Origin of the sequence: Lentibacillus sp. Marseille-P4043, assembly GCF_900258515.1 — a bacterium.
In the GTDB taxonomy this organism is placed as follows: Bacteria; Bacillota; Bacilli; order Bacillales; family Amphibacillaceae; genus Lentibacillus_C.
This window is the reverse complement of record NZ_LT984884.1, coordinates 1,049,213-1,066,207: the sequence shown is the minus strand read 5'-3', so window position 1 is coordinate 1,066,207 and position 16,995 is coordinate 1,049,213. Positions and strand designations below refer to the sequence as shown.

16 protein-coding genes are annotated in these 16,995 nt (G+C 38.3%); 4 read left to right on the top strand and 12 right to left on the bottom strand.

What is annotated here, in order from left to right; genetic code table 11:
• Positions 1-103 precede the first annotated feature (103 nt).
• Both C8270_RS05530 and C8270_RS05525 read left to right on the top strand, forming a co-directional pair.
• Entirely contained in the window at positions 104-1,747 is a 1,644-nt protein-coding gene (locus tag C8270_RS05530) for a BCCT family transporter (RefSeq protein WP_106495872.1), read from the top strand.
• 110 nt (positions 1,748-1,857) lie between these two features.
• Entirely contained in the window at positions 1,858-3,276 is a 1,419-nt protein-coding gene (locus C8270_RS05525; RefSeq protein WP_106495871.1) for a Na+/H+ antiporter NhaC family protein, read from the top strand.
• Positions 3,277-3,484: 208 nt separating this feature from the next.
• Here C8270_RS05525 and C8270_RS05520 read toward each other — a convergent pair whose 3' ends face one another.
• The 8 genes from C8270_RS05520 to C8270_RS05480 form a co-directional block, all read right to left on the bottom strand.
• A complete protein-coding gene (locus C8270_RS05520) occupies positions 3,485-4,048 on the bottom strand; it encodes a Uma2 family endonuclease (protein WP_106495870.1) in 564 nt (187 codons plus the stop codon).
• A gap of 332 nt (positions 4,049-4,380) precedes the next feature.
• Positions 4,381-4,962 carry a hypothetical protein gene (locus C8270_RS05515; RefSeq protein WP_106495869.1) on the bottom strand — a complete coding sequence of 194 codons (582 nt, stop codon included), beginning with the start codon at positions 4,960-4,962 and terminating at the stop codon, positions 4,381-4,383.
• Between the two features lie 9 nt (positions 4,963-4,971).
• Positions 4,972-6,147: a ParM/StbA family protein gene (locus C8270_RS05510; protein ID WP_106495868.1), complete on the bottom strand. Its 1,176-nt coding sequence runs from the start codon at positions 6,145-6,147 to the stop codon at positions 4,972-4,974.
• 857 nt (positions 6,148-7,004) lie between these two features.
• Positions 7,005-7,811, bottom strand: a complete 807-nt coding sequence (locus tag C8270_RS05500; RefSeq protein ID WP_158701601.1) for a DUF4097 family beta strand repeat-containing protein — start codon at positions 7,809-7,811, stop codon at positions 7,005-7,007.
• Positions 7,808-8,356 (bottom strand): DUF1700 domain-containing protein, encoded by a 549-nt coding sequence (locus tag C8270_RS05495; RefSeq protein ID WP_158701600.1) that lies wholly within the window; start codon positions 8,354-8,356, stop codon positions 7,808-7,810. Before C8270_RS05495 ends, C8270_RS05500 begins: the two co-directional genes overlap by 4 nt.
• A 153-nt stretch (positions 8,357-8,509) precedes the next feature.
• A complete protein-coding gene (locus C8270_RS05490) occupies positions 8,510-9,520 on the bottom strand; it encodes a DUF3231 family protein (protein ID WP_106495864.1) in 1,011 nt (336 codons plus the stop codon).
• A gap of 165 nt (positions 9,521-9,685) precedes the next feature.
• On the bottom strand, positions 9,686-10,753 hold the full coding sequence (gene rlmN / locus C8270_RS05485; RefSeq protein WP_106495863.1) for a 23S rRNA (adenine(2503)-C(2))-methyltransferase RlmN: 1,068 nt from the start codon (positions 10,751-10,753) through the stop codon (positions 9,686-9,688).
• Positions 10,754-10,844: 91 nt separating this feature from the next.
• The gene (locus C8270_RS05480) at positions 10,845-12,281 is read right to left on the bottom strand and encodes a hypothetical protein (protein WP_106495862.1); all 1,437 of its coding nucleotides are present in this window, start codon (positions 12,279-12,281) and stop codon (positions 10,845-10,847) included.
• A 195-nt stretch (positions 12,282-12,476) separates the two neighbouring features.
• Between C8270_RS05480 and C8270_RS05475 the strand changes: the two genes are divergently transcribed.
• Entirely contained in the window at positions 12,477-13,481 is a 1,005-nt protein-coding gene (locus tag C8270_RS05475) for an LLM class flavin-dependent oxidoreductase (RefSeq protein WP_199794646.1), read from the top strand.
• A 38-nt stretch (positions 13,482-13,519) separates the two neighbouring features.
• Here C8270_RS05475 and C8270_RS05470 read toward each other — a convergent pair whose 3' ends face one another.
• The 3 genes from C8270_RS05470 to C8270_RS05460 form a co-directional block, all read right to left on the bottom strand.
• On the bottom strand, positions 13,520-13,834 hold the full coding sequence (locus C8270_RS05470; RefSeq protein WP_106495860.1) for a DMT family transporter: 315 nt from the start codon (positions 13,832-13,834) through the stop codon (positions 13,520-13,522).
• Complete coding sequence (locus C8270_RS05465) at positions 13,834-14,172, bottom strand: DMT family transporter (RefSeq protein ID WP_106495859.1); 339 nt, start codon at positions 14,170-14,172, stop codon at positions 13,834-13,836. Before C8270_RS05465 ends, C8270_RS05470 begins: the two co-directional genes overlap by 1 nt.
• Before the next feature lie 69 nt (positions 14,173-14,241).
• The gene (locus C8270_RS05460; RefSeq protein ID WP_106498455.1) at positions 14,242-14,820 is read right to left on the bottom strand and encodes a TetR family transcriptional regulator; all 579 of its coding nucleotides are present in this window, start codon (positions 14,818-14,820) and stop codon (positions 14,242-14,244) included.
• 175 nt (positions 14,821-14,995) lie between these two features.
• On the opposite strand from C8270_RS05460, the gene C8270_RS05455 reads away from it, so the two are divergent.
• The gene (locus tag C8270_RS05455) at positions 14,996-15,430 is read left to right on the top strand and encodes a YndM family protein (protein ID WP_106495858.1); all 435 of its coding nucleotides are present in this window, start codon (positions 14,996-14,998) and stop codon (positions 15,428-15,430) included.
• 44 nt (positions 15,431-15,474) lie between these two features.
• Here C8270_RS05455 and C8270_RS05450 read toward each other — a convergent pair whose 3' ends face one another.
• Positions 15,475-16,989, bottom strand: a complete 1,515-nt coding sequence (locus C8270_RS05450; RefSeq protein ID WP_106495857.1) for an acetyl-CoA hydrolase/transferase family protein — start codon at positions 16,987-16,989, stop codon at positions 15,475-15,477.
• Between the last annotated feature and the right edge of the window lie 6 nt (positions 16,990-16,995).

Below are 16,995 nucleotides of genomic sequence, written 5' to 3'. Positions count from 1 at the left end.
TTATGAAGCCTGAGAATTCAACTGGTACAACTAACCTGTCCCCATGTCCCACGTATAACTTGGCGACTTCAAGAAAAGCTATGCAAGAAAGGACTGAGCATAGATGAAACCTAAGCTAATTGATTGGCCTACTTTTATAGGAGCATTGATTCTTATTCTTGGTGTTTCCGTACCTCTAATGGTATTTCCTGAAAAAGGAAAGGAAGTCGTCAATATTGCGAATGATTTTATGACAGGAAACTTTGGTGTTCTATATTTGTTAGTTGGGCTAGCGGCTTTTGCGTTTTTATTATTTGTTGCTTTTAGTAAAAATGGACACGTAAAACTTGGAAATGAAGATGAGAAAAAAGAATTTGGCACCTTTTCCTGGGCTGCGATGTTATTTGCTGCTGGAATCGGCTCGAGTATTCTTTATTGGGGTATGATTGAATGGGCCTATTACTATCAAGGGCCACCGTTTGGTATTACGCCAGAATCAAATGAAGCTGTGGCATGGGCGTCATCCTATGGAATGTTTCACTGGGGACCGATTGCCTGGGCAATATATACATTACCAGCACTGCCAATTGCTTATTTCTATTACGTTCGAAAAAAGCCAGTGCTTAAAATTAGTGAAGCTGTCAGACCTGTGTTAGGTCGTCTAGTTGACGGACCACTCGGGGTGATCATTGATGTACTCTTCATGTTCGGACTAATGGGCGGAGCGGGTACAACGCTTGCGCTAGGTACTCCAATGATTGCTGAAGGTGTCCACGATTTAACTGGAATACCGCTAACAATCGGGTTAAACGGAGGAATTATGCTGCTTTGTACATTGATATTTGCCATAAGCGCTTATTCCGGATTGAATCGAGGAATTAAAATTTTGAGTGATGTCAATCTATGGCTTGCTATCTTTGTACTAGCTTTTATTTTCCTCTTCGGACCAACATTGTTTATTAGCGAAACAACGTTCACAAGTATTGGTACCATCGTGGATAACTTTTTTCATATGGCGACATGGTTAGAACCTTTTGGTAACCTAGCAGGATTTACGGAGACTAAATTCCCGGAATCTTGGACCATCTTCTATTGGGCATGGTGGGTCGTTTATGCACCATTTGTCGGCCTATTTGTTGCACGTATTTCACGTGGACGAACCATCAGGGAAATGGTGCTCGGGACAATGATTTACGGCACGTTAGGCTGCATCCTATTCTTTGGTATTATGGGTAACTTTGGGCTTTATCTGCAATTAACCGGTGACTTTGATGTCATAGGTTTTATGAATGAGAATGGTGCACCAGCCGCGATTATAGAAATTCTCCACCAACTACCACTGGCTACGATGATGGTCGCTGTATTTACAGTGCTTGCGATTATTTTCTTAGCGACAACATTTGATTCATCATCCTATATTCTGGCCGCAGTCGTGCAAAAGGAAGTTCAATCAGAGCCATTACGCTGGAATCGCTTGTTTTGGGCATTTACTTTGTGTCTATTGCCATTCGTATTAATGTTCGTTGGCGACTTAGAGACGTTGCAAACCGCAAGTATTGTTGCTGGATTCCCTGTAATCTTTATTATGTTGCTACTTGCCTGGTCATTTATGAAAGCGTCCAATAGTGATATCAAAGCTTCTCAAGACTATGAGCCACCTACAATCCATATTAATCGTCGAGAAATCTTAGAACGGATCCGACGTCGCAACAAAGAGCGTTCAGCATTAGAAGCATTGCAAGATAAGCATCCTGATAAAAAGGACTAAATCACGAAAGGCATGCAAAGTAGGTAAGCTTGTATGTCTTTTCACTTTTAGAATCCGCATGAGGCTTGGCAAAATCGGGCAAGATATTTTTTAGAAGGAGGGAGTCTCTTTTGGAACATGCATGGTTATCATTATTACCTTTTCTCATTGTCATTGCGCTGTCTATTTGGTTAAAAAAGATTTTGCCCGGCCTTGTTTTGGGACTTCTTGTTGGAGCATTCTTTGTTGAATCTGACTTATTAGGTGGATCACAGCAAACTGTTTCCTATATTGTTACGACATTAACCGATGACTCCAATATTAAAATCATTGGCTTTCTCTATTTATTTGGCGGACTTGTAGGAATGATGAAAATATCCGGGGGGATCAAAGGATTTTCTGAATGGATCGGTGGAAAAATTCATTCCCAGCGCGGTCTAATGGGATTAATTTGGCTGACATTGCCGTTCACGTTTATGATGCCAATGTTTCGTACCATGATGATTGGACCTGTGATTAAATCTATTTTGGAAAAAATGAAGCTATCGAAGTCTAAAATTGGCTTTGCTCTTGATGTCTCAACGGAATCGGTTATTGTACTTTTACCAGTTGCTACTGCTTTTGTCGGGTTCATGATTTCATTAGTTGCTGGCGGTATTCAAAAACATGATCTGGATTTATCCCCCTATCATATATTTTTGCAAAGTATTCCATTCAATTTTTTTGCTATTGTCATGCTCGTTATCGGTTTAATAAGTATTTTCTGGTCACCGTCTAAGAAAAAAACAGCGGCGAAAGAGGAGAATCCTGAAGAGGAAGAAATTGATTACCATGAAATTGGCATAAAAAAAGAATTATCCCTTGTCAAAGCTCAGCCATGGAATTTAATTGTTCCATTATTTCTATTGCTTGGCTTATCACTCTTTCTATTATGGGAAGATGGAATCGCTAAAGGGGCTACAACTATATTTAAAGCCTTTTCAACGGCTGACGCTACATTTGTCATGCTATTAGCGGTATTCATCACACTTATTTTGACATTCGTTTTTTACATGCTGCGAAAATTATCACTAGACGAAGTACTTTATCACTTTATTGCAGGTGGAAACCAGCTCATGCAAGCAATCATCCTGCTTATTCTCGTATGGTCACTATCGTTAGTTGCGGAGGATCTCGGATTTTCCTATTTTATTAGTTCAACACTGGGCTCATTTTTACCATCATTCACAGTTCCAGCAATCCTGTTTCTAATTGGGGCTGTGGTTGCATATTTCATTGGCTCATCTTGGGGAACATGGGGATTGTTCATGCCGCTTGGATTCACATTAGCTACCGCAACAGGTGCATCCATTCCTTTAACGGTTGGGTCTGTATTTGCGAGTGGAGCATTTGGAGCCTTCACTTCCCCATTAGGAGATACAACAATTACAACTGCGTCTATTTTGGAATTGCCGCTTGTTGATTATGCCCGTTATAAATTAAAGATTGCAGCAGTCGGCGCGGGTATTGCCTGCTTGTTATATCTGGCTGTGGGGTTCTTTTTTATGTGAATGAACGAAAAAAGAAGCCTATAAACGGATATGTGGAGAAAATGTAAAAAAGTAGGTGAAATAACTTACAAACACAGTATGCTTAGCAGCGAAAATTATAGTGCAAATCGAAAACGCTTGGTTTTTAATATCCAAGCGTTCAATAGTTGAAGAAGGGTGAAAGGTTATCGTTGTTTATATGCTATTTCTCGATGAGCCAAACCATATATCAGGCGAAGACTTTTTCAACTTCTACGATAAACTTTGTTAGTATTGTTGAATGAATGCGTCCTTTATCCTTTGCAATATCATGTAGTCGGTACTGTTTATTTTCATCAAGCGTATATACTTGGATTGTATCTAGTAAAGGGTTTACAATCCAATACTCTTTTACTCCATATTGCATATACAGATTAAGTTTAAATACCAAGTCATGAGATTGATTTGAAGGGCTTACAATTTCAATAATTATCGCAGGAACTCCAACATATTTTTCTTCATTTATTCCTTCTTTGTCACAAATCACTAATAAATCGGGTATCACAATTGTTGTGCTATCCATTTTCTCGTGACTAAGTTCAACATCAAAAGGTGCATGAAATACTTCACATTCCGAACCATCTAGCAATTGAAAAAGCTGTGCATGTAGCCGTCCAGAAATTCTTTGATGCTTTGTCGATGGAGAAGGTGACATAAAAATCATACCGTCTATATACTCCATTACTTGGTCGGAATTCTCTCTTTGCTCATAAAATTCATCCACTGTGAAGTTTCTTTTTTCTGGCAAACTCAACTTTCTCACCCTTTCTGCTTTATGTTTATTATAGTACATTCGATAATCTAATACATCTACCATTTGTCATTTAAATAATATTAAGCAAATACTACTTATGATTAACTTTTACTTTGTATCTCAGTATTAGCTTCGTTCTATACTAGGTTCTTATTCCGTAAAGCGAAATGGTGCATCTTTATTTAACAAAAGCCCATTTTCGTACTTTTAAAGCCGATAAATATTGATTCAACAAGTAAAGGAGACCAAATCGCAAATGATTTGGTCTCCTTATTCGTTTTCTCCACGGAAACGGTACTCCTCTTTCTTTATCAGTACACTGTTAAGATTGTCTACTTATTCATTTTCGAGAAAAAGTCGCCTAATGGATCGTCATCTTCGGCGTCATCCTGGGCTTCTTCTTCAGATTGTTCATCAAACGTATTTTGCAGACTGTCCATTGTTAAATCACCAATATCAAAGTCATCCGCAGCTTTATCCGTTTGTAACTCCTCTACGTTTTCCATCGGAGGTTCCTCAGGTATCGTTGCAGCTGCTTCCTCTTGTAAATAAAGTGCTTCATCAATGTTGGAACTGTTACTATTCAACGCTGCCAACAATGATGTTGCACGCATTGGATCATTTAACAGTTGATATAAAATACTACCAATAAGTGCTTCGGAATGTTCATGCTTCAGCCAGCTCTTTTGTTCCTTAGTCAGCTGTTTTGGCAAAGGGATTGTGATGGACTCACGTTCTCTCGCAAATGTTTCATTGACCCCTTTTAAAACAAACTGAGCAATTTTACTTGAAAAATTCCGCCGCTCGGTTTCCTTTAATTTCTGTAATTGTTTTAATAGATAATCAGGTGTATCAGAAGGAACACGAAAAGTAATCGATTGTCCCCGCTCTATGCTCTTTTTCGAATCACCCATCATATCACCCTATTTTTCTTCCGCTGCTACTTTTTTCTCTTCCTTTGTTTCTTTATTCAAATTACCCATAAATTGAGTGATCAACTTATAGTATGCATTTGCCATCATCCAAATGCTCTCATTTTCATCCTCGAAAAAGTCAATGTTAAAGCCATCTAGTTTATTGTTTAACGCTTTTAAGTAGTCCTTCAACACGGCTGATCCGCCACCAACAAAATAGCAAATCTCAGATTGCGAGTTTTTCGCCCAAACATTCCTTAAGAAGCGATATTCCTTTTTCGCTAATTCTAACAGGATGTGGTCGGTAATATCGTGTACGCTTGTCCGACTACCCTTTACCATAATATGATGTCGATCATTTTTCCTTGTGATAATATCAACAACATCACGGCGACTATCCAATTCGACACCATGTTTTTTGCGAATTTCTTCACGGATTGATTCCAATGACTCTGCTACACCTAAGTTAAACCCTTGTGCTTTATCATCATCAACATTTCGATTGCGAATGACTGCAATATCCGTTGAAAGTCCACCGATATCCTGTATCAAAATTTGTTTATCAATCAGTTCTTTGTTGGTAACCTTTAAATCATTATCCATAACAAGATTAACATATGCTGCAAAACCTTCTGGATAAACCTTCACTTCATCAAATTTAATATTTACCTTTTTCCCTTGATAACGTGGTGTCACTAGAAATTCCACCTGGTGAACCGATCCTAACAATTGTGAACGATACCCTACATCTTTTCCTTCCTTAACCTCACGCAATGGCAAGCCGGTACCTAATGTATACGTTGCATCCACTACATTGTCCTTCGTTTCTTTGAACGCACCACTGCTGACAGCATCAAGCGCAATCGAAGCAAATAACATAACCAATGTTTGATCTTCTTCTGATTTACTGCTGCCTGGATCTAGTTCTGTCGAATTATCTGTTTTCGTTGCAAGATTTCCTACACGATAAACGACATTGTTCTCCTCCAGCGCTGGTGAATGTAGGCGAATATGTAAATTATCAACTGGATTTTTTTTATCCAACTCTTCAATTCCGATAACAGGGCGGTCTTCCATATCCTGTGCAACGACGTTTGGAATGTATAGTTCATTTTCTAATTTACCGAAATTTGCTTTAACGGCATCATTTCCAACATCAACTGCTGCTATTCTAGATTTCGTCATAATTGTAATTTCCCTCCAATATAAAAATGACTTACATTACTAGATTAATAGATTTTCCTAAATTAATCAATAAGACTTTCGAATGTATTCTTTATTGTATACATGTGTACAACTACGCATTCGTTGCTAAATCAACATGTACACTATTTTGTTTACATGCACACGCCATTGTAAATATTAAGCATTCTTTTTGTAAACATGTAAACAAATATGTATACATGTAAAATGTTAGTCAATTCAGAACAAAATGCAGTATTGATCCCACATTTTTTTCATGAAGTCACCTTCATTAGCATTAATTTTAGCTGTCTTCGCGTTGTATGTTACTTTCTGCCCCGCAGCCCGTACACACTTCGCTTTCCGGGGGCGGCTGGAGAGCCTCCTCAGGCCAACACGACGTTGGTCATGAAGGCGTTGCCACAGGACGTGGCGATCTTGGCCTTTACTCCCTTTCCGCACTGCGGGGTCTCACCGATGCCTCTCTTCCCCCAGAGTCTACGTGTGTACGGGCTGCTAGAAAGGGGTTTTTATCATTTATTTCTTCAAAATAATAATCTTTTGGAAAACAGCATTAATTTTAAGCAAAAAAATGCACCCTTTCGATGATGAAAAGGTGCTTCACGTTTATATTATTATTTTCGTCTGCAACGATCATCAACTATTTGCATAACATCCTCAATACCCATCATCTAAATCCCCCCCTCTATAGATTCCTAACTTTAGTATAAGTTGAGGGAGGTTATATCTAAACGGCAAAGCGCATGATTTTGATTCATGCTAGAGACGGAGATTCGAACCACCATATCTGCTCTAAAAGAGGGATACCGATTAACAATTAGCATCCCTCTTCCTAGTGATTAACGCGCCATTATATCAATATCCCCTACATCATTCCTTATCTGAACCATGTATTCTGCCTGTTTATTAATAAAACTACCATCCTTCCCAAACATAGTGACAGATCCAACCGAAGAATTCCCATTAAATGATACATTACTTGGTATAGTCGAGGTTGTGATTACTATGTCACCAACATCCGAGATAATCTCCATATCATGCTTGATCTCATCGATGTCAATCGTAATATCTCCTACATTGCTTTTGGCAAAAAGCTTACCATTACTATCTTTCAAGTAAATCGAACCCACATCAGATTCCACTTCGAGCAAATCCGCATTAACACTTGCAGTTTCCACATCTGAAACGTCAGACTCCACATGAAGCCTTTCTGTATCCACAGAGGAAACATACGTATTACCTACATCATTGTCAACTACAATAGAAGTGAATTGCTTTTCCGGTAAATGAATGGTTATTTCTAAAGGATTAAAATTAAACCCAAATGAAACAAAATCAAAAAGGCTGTCTTCTTCAGTACCTACCCATAATGTTGTCCCCTCTTCTTCCACGGAAACATTACCACTATCCAAGGCCGATTTAAGCAAAGTTCCCTCCCATTCCACTTCAATATCATCTGAGGCCGACTGAATTATACGGACATTTGCCACCTGACTATCAACCATAATATGCTCAATCTCAGCGGAAGCAATGTGCACATCCCCATCTATGGGCTCCTTTGAAAAGAAATCCTTTGCCGAAAATGCTGCACCGATCACACCAATAATTACAAGGAAAAAAGCTACAATATATAGTTTTTTATTCATGATGATTCTCCTCTCATCATGCGTAAATTCCATTGCACATACTTACTAAAGTAATGATAGCTTGCTTTATATAACTTTAGTAAACTAGGGAAAATGAATAAACCAACACCTGCTAGAATAAGAGCAAGAAAGAATTCAAATAAGTAACCATTTCCGGCCACCATGCTAACGATTGTCAGCAGTGGTGAAATAATAAATGCCGCTGTCATCACCGCCAAGCCAAAAAATAAGCCAATAATCCCAATTAGCGGACCTAGTACAATGATTAAATTAAAGAAGACTAAAGCAATCGTTACGATAACATTGTGAAGTGAATTTGGTGAACCTGAAACCTGCTGATAGGGCTGTCCTTGATGATTTGCCTTTAATTCTTTGGCAAGCTCATGTGGATTCCCTAAATTTTGCGATGCTTCTTCTTCTGATATACCATTTGCTTCTGCCTCGTCAAAATATCCCTCATAATCCTTCAGAATGCTATCAATCTCTTCAGAAGGAATTCCCCTTAATTGAATCCGCAATTGCGTTAAAAATAAACGTCTATTCACGAAATACACCTCTTCCACTTTCGAACAGTTCTCTTTATCATAATATAGGATAATCACAACAAATATACAACTTAAAACAAAAAAGCAAGTTATCCCCATGTGGAAATCCTTGCTTTGTATGATTATTCACCTTCATTGCATTATCCACATTAGCTATTTGCCTTCCCGAAAAATCTTTTCTCGATCTGCCGCCATTGGCTGCTCCTCAAGCCATTTATGGTCGATCATAATTTCTACCCCATCATCACCAAATTTCCCCATTTCTGTTGCAAGACGAAAGAACTGTGGAATTAAGTCATGTCTCATGGAGGTTGAAGTTGCCGCACCGTAATTGGCTATACTGGCCTCACTAAACGCCCTCGTATGAAACATCATCAATTTATCAGAAAATGGGGATACCGTTGACGTGGTTACTTCTGAATCCCATGTTGGTGGCGAAGAAAGATTATCTTCTTTAAGAATACTTTCAAAAACCTCTGTATGTTTTGTGGCAATTTTAACCCCTCTTGCCATGTATTCTCTTACCTTTTTCGTTTTGGCCACTTGTGCATAACCTGTTAACAAAACCTTTCCAAAAATATTTGTCAACAAACAGACGAAGATAGACGTGGTTTCAAAACCCGTTAATGGTCGTCTTTTTCCAAAGTAACCATGCATGTAACCTTGTTTCTCAATAAATTTTACTTGTTCCGATGTCGGGATATAAGGTGTCCTCGAATAGATACCTTTCTTTAACATGGCGCTTGTCAGTTTTGTCACAAGCTCACTAGATGAGGCCAAACATTTTTCATAATAAGCTATAGTATCTTCACGTGACATTAATGGTAAAGCAAAACCGTAAGCCGTTGTCCCTAATCGCGCCATGTTTTGCAAATAAATAAAACAAAATGTATCAGAGAATAGACGTGGGGCATTTAGATCTACATCTTTTTCTGTAAAGCCCAGGGGAATTGGTTGTTGTACAGATTCAAAAATAGCTGCAATTTCCTTTACATGTGTTTCAGATAAACGTAATGCTTCATTTAAAATGGATACAACATCTTGATCCTCAGCGTGAACCAGAAAATATTTAATCACACAAATCGCCATACTATCATTCATATAAGACGTCCAAAGCTGGGAAAGCTCTGCAGAAGTAAGTCTAATAATATCGTTTTGTTCCATTCTTTCAGCTCCAATATATGTACTACTTATACTCCTTTTTAGTTTGTTTTATTGTTGCTTTTATTATTCTGGTATGGGAAAAAATTATTTATGAGGCAAACGAAATGACTTTGTTGAACAAAAAAACGCATCTACCGAGTAGACACGTTCCCCTGATTGGATGCATTATACAGCATTCTTCTTCTTAATTTGTTTACTTCTTAACTGTCCACAAGCTGCATCAATATCAGCACCATTTTCCCAACGAACACCACAATTTATACCACGTTTCTTCAGCGTTTCAAAAAATGCTTGAATTGCTTCTGGTTCACTACGTTGGTATTGGTTATGCTCATCAACAGAATTATATGGAATTAAATTCACATATGTTAAATGACGCTTATCATGTAGCAATTTGGCAAGTTGTTCTGCTTCCTCTTTATGATCGTTAACATCTCGCAACATAATATACTCATACGTGATTCGCCGATTCACTTTTTCTAAGTAATAATCGACTGATTTCATGAGCTTTTCAATTGGAAATGCTTTGTTTATTTTCATAATCTGCGTTCTTAATTCATTATTTGGAGCATGTAGGGAAATTGCTAAATTAACTTGTAGCCCAGTATCAGCAAATTCATAAATTTTGTGTGCAAGGCCACTCGTTGAAACAGTAATATGTCTTGCACCAATGCAAAGACCCTTATCATCGTTTACGACACGGATAAAATCAATTAAATTGGTAAAGTTATCAAACGGTTCACCGATACCCATGACAACAATATGGCTAACACGTTCCTCTTCACCCTGTTCATCAAGGTGTTTTTGCACATTCATAATTTGTTCGACAATCTCACCGCTCGTTAAGTCGCGGTTTTTCCGAAGTAAACCACTTGCACAAAACGTACAGCCGATATTGCAGCCTACTTGGGTCGTGACACAAACAGATAGCCCATAATTAAATCGCATTAATACCGTTTCAATTAAGTTACCATCCTGTAATTTAAACAAAAATTTGATCGTACCATCTTTGGATTCCTGTTTAATTTCTGGTTCTAGTGTATGCAAAACGAAATGTTCCTCTAATAATGCGATACAATCTTTGTTAACGTTTTTCATTTCAGAGAAGTGTGTGACACGCTTCTTATATAACCAATTCCACACTTGTTGAGCGCGGAATTTTCGTTGTCCATGTTCCACCAGCCAATCTGTTAGCTGATCAAATGTAAGTCCATAAATGGATGTTTTGCTCATTGTGTACCCTCATTTCAATACTTGCCTTCTATCTACCTTACTATACTACTTTATGTGTGGTGCTGTTGCAAATGGTTTATTTTTCTTAGGCTTAAATCAATTCACATCTTTGCAATGTTATATAGGTAAAGGTGGAAATCAGATCTTTGCTATCTTGCTGTAACACACTAACAAATGGTTGATTTTTATCTACATAATCCCAGATACTATGGGGAATATGCCGCTCGCATACGAGGATAATTTCCGCTCGTTTAATTTTCCCTTTCAGCACCTCAAAACTTTGTTCGTAGGGATTGTGTAATTCCACCAAGCAACCGTGTTTTTGTAAACGATATTTGTATTCATTCATAAAACGAGATCCAATCACCAAAACAGTGAAATTACCCAGCCATAAATATTCTCGTTCTTGAGCAGTTGATTTTACCGGTTTCTTTTTTATCGGCTGTTTATTCGAAAAGGCCGATTCCAATTGAAAGCATTTGGTAACCGTTACGCCCTCCTGATGAAGAAATGCCTTTACTGGTCTATCAATGACGAGTTCTTCATTACTTACATTTCTTGTTACTGGATAAGTATTCGTTTGACCATTTTTGGTAACATCTACAAATAACCATCGATTGTTTTCACAACTTAGATAACCAAGTCGCATCATTTCATTCGTGTTTTTCGAATGACGTAGACGATATCGCTTTTTATTATTTTTTGAATGATAGTGGAGTAAATTAACACGTCGCATCAGCAGGTAAAACAAATTATGTTGTCCACGATAAAAATGATGCAAATTTTCCATTGTAATGAAATCTTCTACTAGTTCCAGTAAATCAGGAAGGTAATCACTGGTGATATATTGCTGCATATACCGCATAAGGTACATTGGATTTTTTTGAATGCGATTTTCACGTTGCCGATAGATCTGTAATTCTTTATGCAGCTTCCTTACTTCTTGTTCAAGGTCTCCATATTTTTGTCGTGATAGTAAATCATGGTTCTCCACTTGACGACGAAGAGATTGGTTTGATTGTTTTAGCTGTTTTACCTGGTTCGAAAGCTGTGCTAGTTTATTCGCACCCGTTTTTCTCTTCGTGTGTTCATATTCCAATTGCAACTGTTGAATTGTTTGCTCTGCCAAGATTCGCTTAGCTTTTTCTTCCTTGATTGTCACGTCTTTTTGATTCAATTCATCCTCAAGACCCTGAATCTGAGAAAGTTGTTGCTTTGTTTCCCACCGTTCTTGTTGTAGTTTAGCAATTGTTTCTTCATTTTCTTTAAGCCTCTGTCGCTGCTCACGAATCACTTGCTTATTTTGTTCCAGCTTTTTTTCTTTACCATTTAATTCTTTTTGCACTCGTTTTCGCAGCCTTTTTTCTCTTTGAGTGGACTCGTTAGTTGTGATAGGGGTTGATTTAGAAAAGTTAGCCCTTCGCTCGTGCAGACTTTTATTAAAATGCGCTCTGTTCTTTTCCAGCTGTTTACTTTTTTGCTCCGCAGATTTTTTCAAGCTATGCTTAAGCACAAAATCACTGATCATCATCACCTCCAAGGATAACACGAAATCCAGTTTATCTAGTAAAATTATACTAGATTACAGGTGATAATACACCAATAAACGACAGAAGTGTCAGATTAATCAATAAATAATCATTCTACTGGATCATTAGGCGGAACATTGGACGACTTTTCACAAAGGACGTATCATTTCTTACTAAAGAAGGAGTGATCAATAATGACGTTAAACAAAACATTTAACAATATTCCCTTATCTGTTCTAGATCTTTCTCCGGTTAATGAAGGAAGCGATCCGGGACAGTCATTGCAAAATAGTGTTGATTTAGCACAACACGTTGAGGAGTGGGGATTTAACCGTTACTGGTTAGCAGAGCACCATAATATGCCTGGTATCGCTAGTTCAGCGACATCCGTAATTATCGGTCAAATTGCTGGTGCGACAAATCATATGCGCGTTGGTTCAGGTGGTATCATGCTGCCAAATCATGCAACACTTGTTATAGCTGAACAGTTTGGTACGCTTGAGACATTGTTTCCTGGACGAATTGACCTAGGTCTTGGCCGTGCACCAGGTAGTGATCAGGCTACAGCCTATGCATTACGCCGGACACTGAATATGGGGCCAGAGGATTTTCCATTACAAGTAGACGAACTTCAAGGGTATTTTGCCGGCACTGAATGCGTTCATGCGGTTCCTGGTGAAGGACTTGATATCCCGATCTGGCTACTTGGATCAAGTGGCTTCAGTGCACAGCTTTCCGCGCAAAAGGGAATGCCTTTTTCTTTCGCTAGTCACTTTTCGCCGGATTACACGATTCCAGCACTAAATTTGTATCGCAGCAATTTCCAACCATCGGCTACAATGGAAAAACCGTATGCGATGCTTGGGGTTAATGTGATTGCAGCTGACACCGATGAACAGGCTCATTATATTGCCACATCGCAACAACAACAATTTTTAAGCATACGAAGAGGTCAGCCAATGAAATTACAACCGCCAATTAAAAATATCGATGATGTGTGGACGGAAATGGAGAAGGCAGCTGTCGAAAAATCCCTTGACTCACGTTCAACCATTGTCGGAGGGCCTGAAACGGTCAAACAAGGGTTAGAAGCCTTTTTAAATGAAACACAAGCAGATGAATTTATCATTAACTCGCAAATTTTTAACCATGAAGACCGATTACGTTCGTATGAGATTATTGCGGAGTTAATGGATTAGTATCACAAGGGTCAGGCCACCTATAAAGGAGTCTGACCCTAAGATAATGCTTTCAATCCAACTACCCCAATGATAATCGCTACTAGGCTCATAATTCGATAAATACTTTTTGACTCACCGAAAAAAATCATATTCAACAATACCGCACCAGCTGTTCCAATCCCGATAAAGACTGCATAAGCGATACTTACTTGTAAATACGTAAATGAAAAGTACAACAATACAAAAGATCCACCAAGCCCTCCAAGATAAATTGTTCCATTTTTTAGTGTCCTAGTTTGACTGAATAGCCGCAAACCTAATACACCAATCACTTCACAAATTGCCGCCAAACCAATAAATATCCAACCCATCACTGTAAAACTCCTTCAGTTTGATCATTATCAGAAAGCTTTAATCCAATTACCCCAACAACTAAGACGGCCATAAAAAGAATCTTCCCTATGTTTAAATGTCCGCCAAACAAAAACACATCCATTAATGCTGTACCAATCGTCCCCGCCGCTGCGAAAATAGCGTACACCGTTCCTGTTGGCAGATTTTCACATGCTTTTGCGAGAAAATGCAAATCCAATGGAACCATAAAAACAATGACTGCCCAATGCCACCATACAGAGGCAGTATTCAACAGGAACACCCACAACAATTCAAACAAGCTGGTTAACGCAACATATATCCATGATTTATTCATTCTTTATTCCCCCTGACTGACGTTCAGTCATTATTATCGGTATTGTCCCTCTAGCAACTTCACACAGCACTAGCTCTTTAAGCCCAGTGCATACTCCGTGAAATTTATTACTTCCTTCTTTTTTAACTCAACTAATTTTTCATCTATCTCTGCATATAAATAAGATTGCTCTGCTACAGATTCAATTAATCCAATTAAGACTTCCGCTGTTCTTTCAACATGAAGTGTATCACGAATGGTCCCTTCTTCTTTTGCCTTGGTTAAAAATTCGCTCATCCATGAATAGTACGGAGCATAAATTGTTTCCCACTCTTTCAGGTATTCCGTTGCAGCAAGACCGGAATAAATCAAGGCAAAAACTTCACGATAATCCTTGGTTAGATCGAATACAACATCAACTACCTTTTCAAGTTGTTTGGAAAAAGATGCTGTATCATCAATTGTTTCCTTTAATGCTACAAGCTCTTTTTCAACCATTACTTCAGCAATAGAAGGCATGACAGCAAATTTAGAGGGAAAATATAAATAAAATGTACCTTGGGCAATTCCCGCGCCCTTCACAATATCCGATATTTTCGTTTTCTCTATCCCTTTTTCACAGAAAACCTTAATTGCTGATTGAACAATACGCTCTTTTTTATCTTCCATTTTTACCTCCACCTCAAATAATGACTGATTATCATTCATTTTATTTATTATATTCTTACTCGTCAAGATGATTTTCTCCCTAGAACATACTTTCATCGCTAAAAGTCATGATAATTTACTTGTATTTGAAAATAATAATAAGGATAAACGAATGAATTAAAGGATGTGATATACAATGGACCACTTAAAGGCATTAGGTATAAAGTTTATTGTCATTGCCATTACTGTTTTCTCCATATTCGGGATCTTTTACAATGCCACGTTAGTTAATATGTTTTGGATCAGCTTACTTGTTACGGGGATTTCTTATCTAATCGGAGATATGTTTATCCTGCGTAAATTCGGCAATGTTGCTGCTACTATTGCAGACTTTCCATTAACATTCCTTTCACTATGGGCTTTAGGAAGTCTATTCATTGAGGGCAGCCTACCAATGATTACACTTTCCTTATTAGGAGCCTTTTTCATCACAATTTGTGAACCGTTCATTCACGCCTATATTGATGAGAACTTTTCATTTGAACGACATGATTTACGAACGATGAACCAAATACAAACTGAATTCTCTGAGGAAATTGATCCAGACACAAATAAAAAGGAAGATAAATAATGATATGGGGCCCGTTTCACTAAGAGACAGGCCCCATTGCTTTATTAAACCATTTCCAAAACACGCTGACGCATCGTACCTGTTTCGGCAAAATTTGTGTGCCAAGATAAGGCTTTCTCCAACACGTGAGGAGTTTGTCCACCTCGTTCAAGCGCCTCATTGTAATAATCCCATAATTGCTCACGGTACATAGGGTGTGCACAGTTTTCAATAATTAATGGAACACGTTCTCTAGGAGCAAGTCCGCGCAAATCTGCATATCCTTGTTCGGTTACAACAACATCAACATCATGCTCGGTATGATCAACATGCGGGGCAAATGGAACGATACTTGAAATATCTCCGTCCTTCGCAATTGATTTTGTTACGAAAATAGCCAAACGTGCATTTCGCGCAAAGTCTCCAGATCCACCTATTCCATTCATCATTTTGGTTCCTGAAACATGTGTAGAGTTTACATTCCCATAAATATCAAATTCTAACGCTGTATTAATCGAAATCAATCCGAGTCGGCGAATGATTTCTGGATGATTGGAAATTTCTTGTGGTCGCATAATTAACTTATCGCGATAATCTTCAAACGATCCAAAAACCTGTGCCATCTTCGCTTCTGACAATGTGATAGAACAACATGAAGCAAAGTTTACTTTTCCGGCATCAATTAAATCAAATACCGCGTCTTGTAATACTTCAGAGTAAACTTCCAAGTTATTGAATTCAGAGTCAATCATACCATGAAGCACGGCATTTGCAACGGAGCCAATTCCAGATTGAATCGGAGCAAGGGTTTCCGTAAGTCTCCCAGCCTTCACTTCTTTTCGTAAAAATGTTAGTAAATGTTGTGCCATTATTTCCGTTTCATGGTCAGGTTCAACAATAGTTGATGGTGAATCCAGTTGATTCGTAAACACGATTCCCTTTATTCTTTCTGGGTCGACCTTGATTCCCTTAGTACCAATCCGATCATCCGGTTTTGTTAATGGAATCGGTTGACGCTGCCCTTGTTTTTCCAGACTATAAATATCATGCAATCCTTCTAATAATGGGGATTGCGCCATATTAATCTCCACAACAATGTTTTTCGCATGCTCTCCAAATATCGATGAATTACCAATGGATGTCGTCGGAATAATCATCCCATCTTCTTCAATAGTAACCGCTTCCAAAATTGCATAATCAATTGGCTCTAAAACACTTGACCTTACTAATTCTGCTGTATGTGAAAGATGATGATCAACAAATAAATGTCCACCTTGGTTAATTTTCTTGCGCATCGTAGCATCTGCTTGAAACGGAAGGCGTTTATTAATAATCCCCGCTTCAGCAAACAACTTATCTATATCCGAACCTAATGAAGCACCTGTGAAAACGTTTACTTTAAATGCCTCATTTTCAGCACGTTTAATCAATGCAGTTGGTACCGCTTTCACATCACCGGCACGTGTAAATCCACTTAACCCCAATGTCATGCCGTCTTGAATCCATGAAGCAGCTTCCTCCGCTGAAACAACACGATCCTTGAGACCAGGGTTTTTAATACGTTTCAATTTATCTTCCATCTTTAA

Bases quoted from the DNA above. Each gene is read 5' to 3' on its own strand.
- C8270_RS05530 (WP_106495872.1), top strand. From the start codon at position 104: ATGAAACCTAAGCTAATTGATTGGCCTACTTTTATAGGAGCATTGATT.
- C8270_RS05515 (WP_106495869.1), bottom strand. From the start codon at position 4,962: ATGGGTGATTCGAAAAAGAGCATAGAGCGGGGACAATCGATTACTTTT.
- C8270_RS05510 (WP_106495868.1), bottom strand. From the start codon at position 6,147: ATGACGAAATCTAGAATAGCAGCAGTTGATGTTGGAAATGATGCCGTT.
- C8270_RS05500 (WP_158701601.1), bottom strand. From the start codon at position 7,811: ATGAATAAAAAACTATATATTGTAGCTTTTTTCCTTGTAATTATTGGT.
- C8270_RS05490 (WP_106495864.1), bottom strand. From the start codon at position 9,520: ATGGAACAAAACGATATTATTAGACTTACTTCTGCAGAGCTTTCCCAG.
- rlmN (WP_106495863.1), bottom strand. From the start codon at position 10,753: ATGAGCAAAACATCCATTTATGGACTTACATTTGATCAGCTAACAGAT.
- C8270_RS05480 (WP_106495862.1), bottom strand. From the start codon at position 12,281: ATGATCAGTGATTTTGTGCTTAAGCATAGCTTGAAAAAATCTGCGGAG.
- C8270_RS05475 (WP_199794646.1), top strand. From the start codon at position 12,477: ATGACGTTAAACAAAACATTTAACAATATTCCCTTATCTGTTCTAGAT.
- C8270_RS05470 (WP_106495860.1), bottom strand. From the start codon at position 13,834: ATGGGTTGGATATTTATTGGTTTGGCGGCAATTTGTGAAGTGATTGGT.
- C8270_RS05465 (WP_106495859.1), bottom strand. From the start codon at position 14,172: ATGAATAAATCATGGATATATGTTGCGTTAACCAGCTTGTTTGAATTG.
- C8270_RS05460 (WP_106498455.1), bottom strand. From the start codon at position 14,820: ATGGAAGATAAAAAAGAGCGTATTGTTCAATCAGCAATTAAGGTTTTC.
- C8270_RS05455 (WP_106495858.1), top strand. From the start codon at position 14,996: ATGGACCACTTAAAGGCATTAGGTATAAAGTTTATTGTCATTGCCATT.
- C8270_RS05450 (WP_106495857.1), bottom strand. From the start codon at position 16,989: ATGGAAGATAAATTGAAACGTATTAAAAACCCTGGTCTCAAGGATCGT.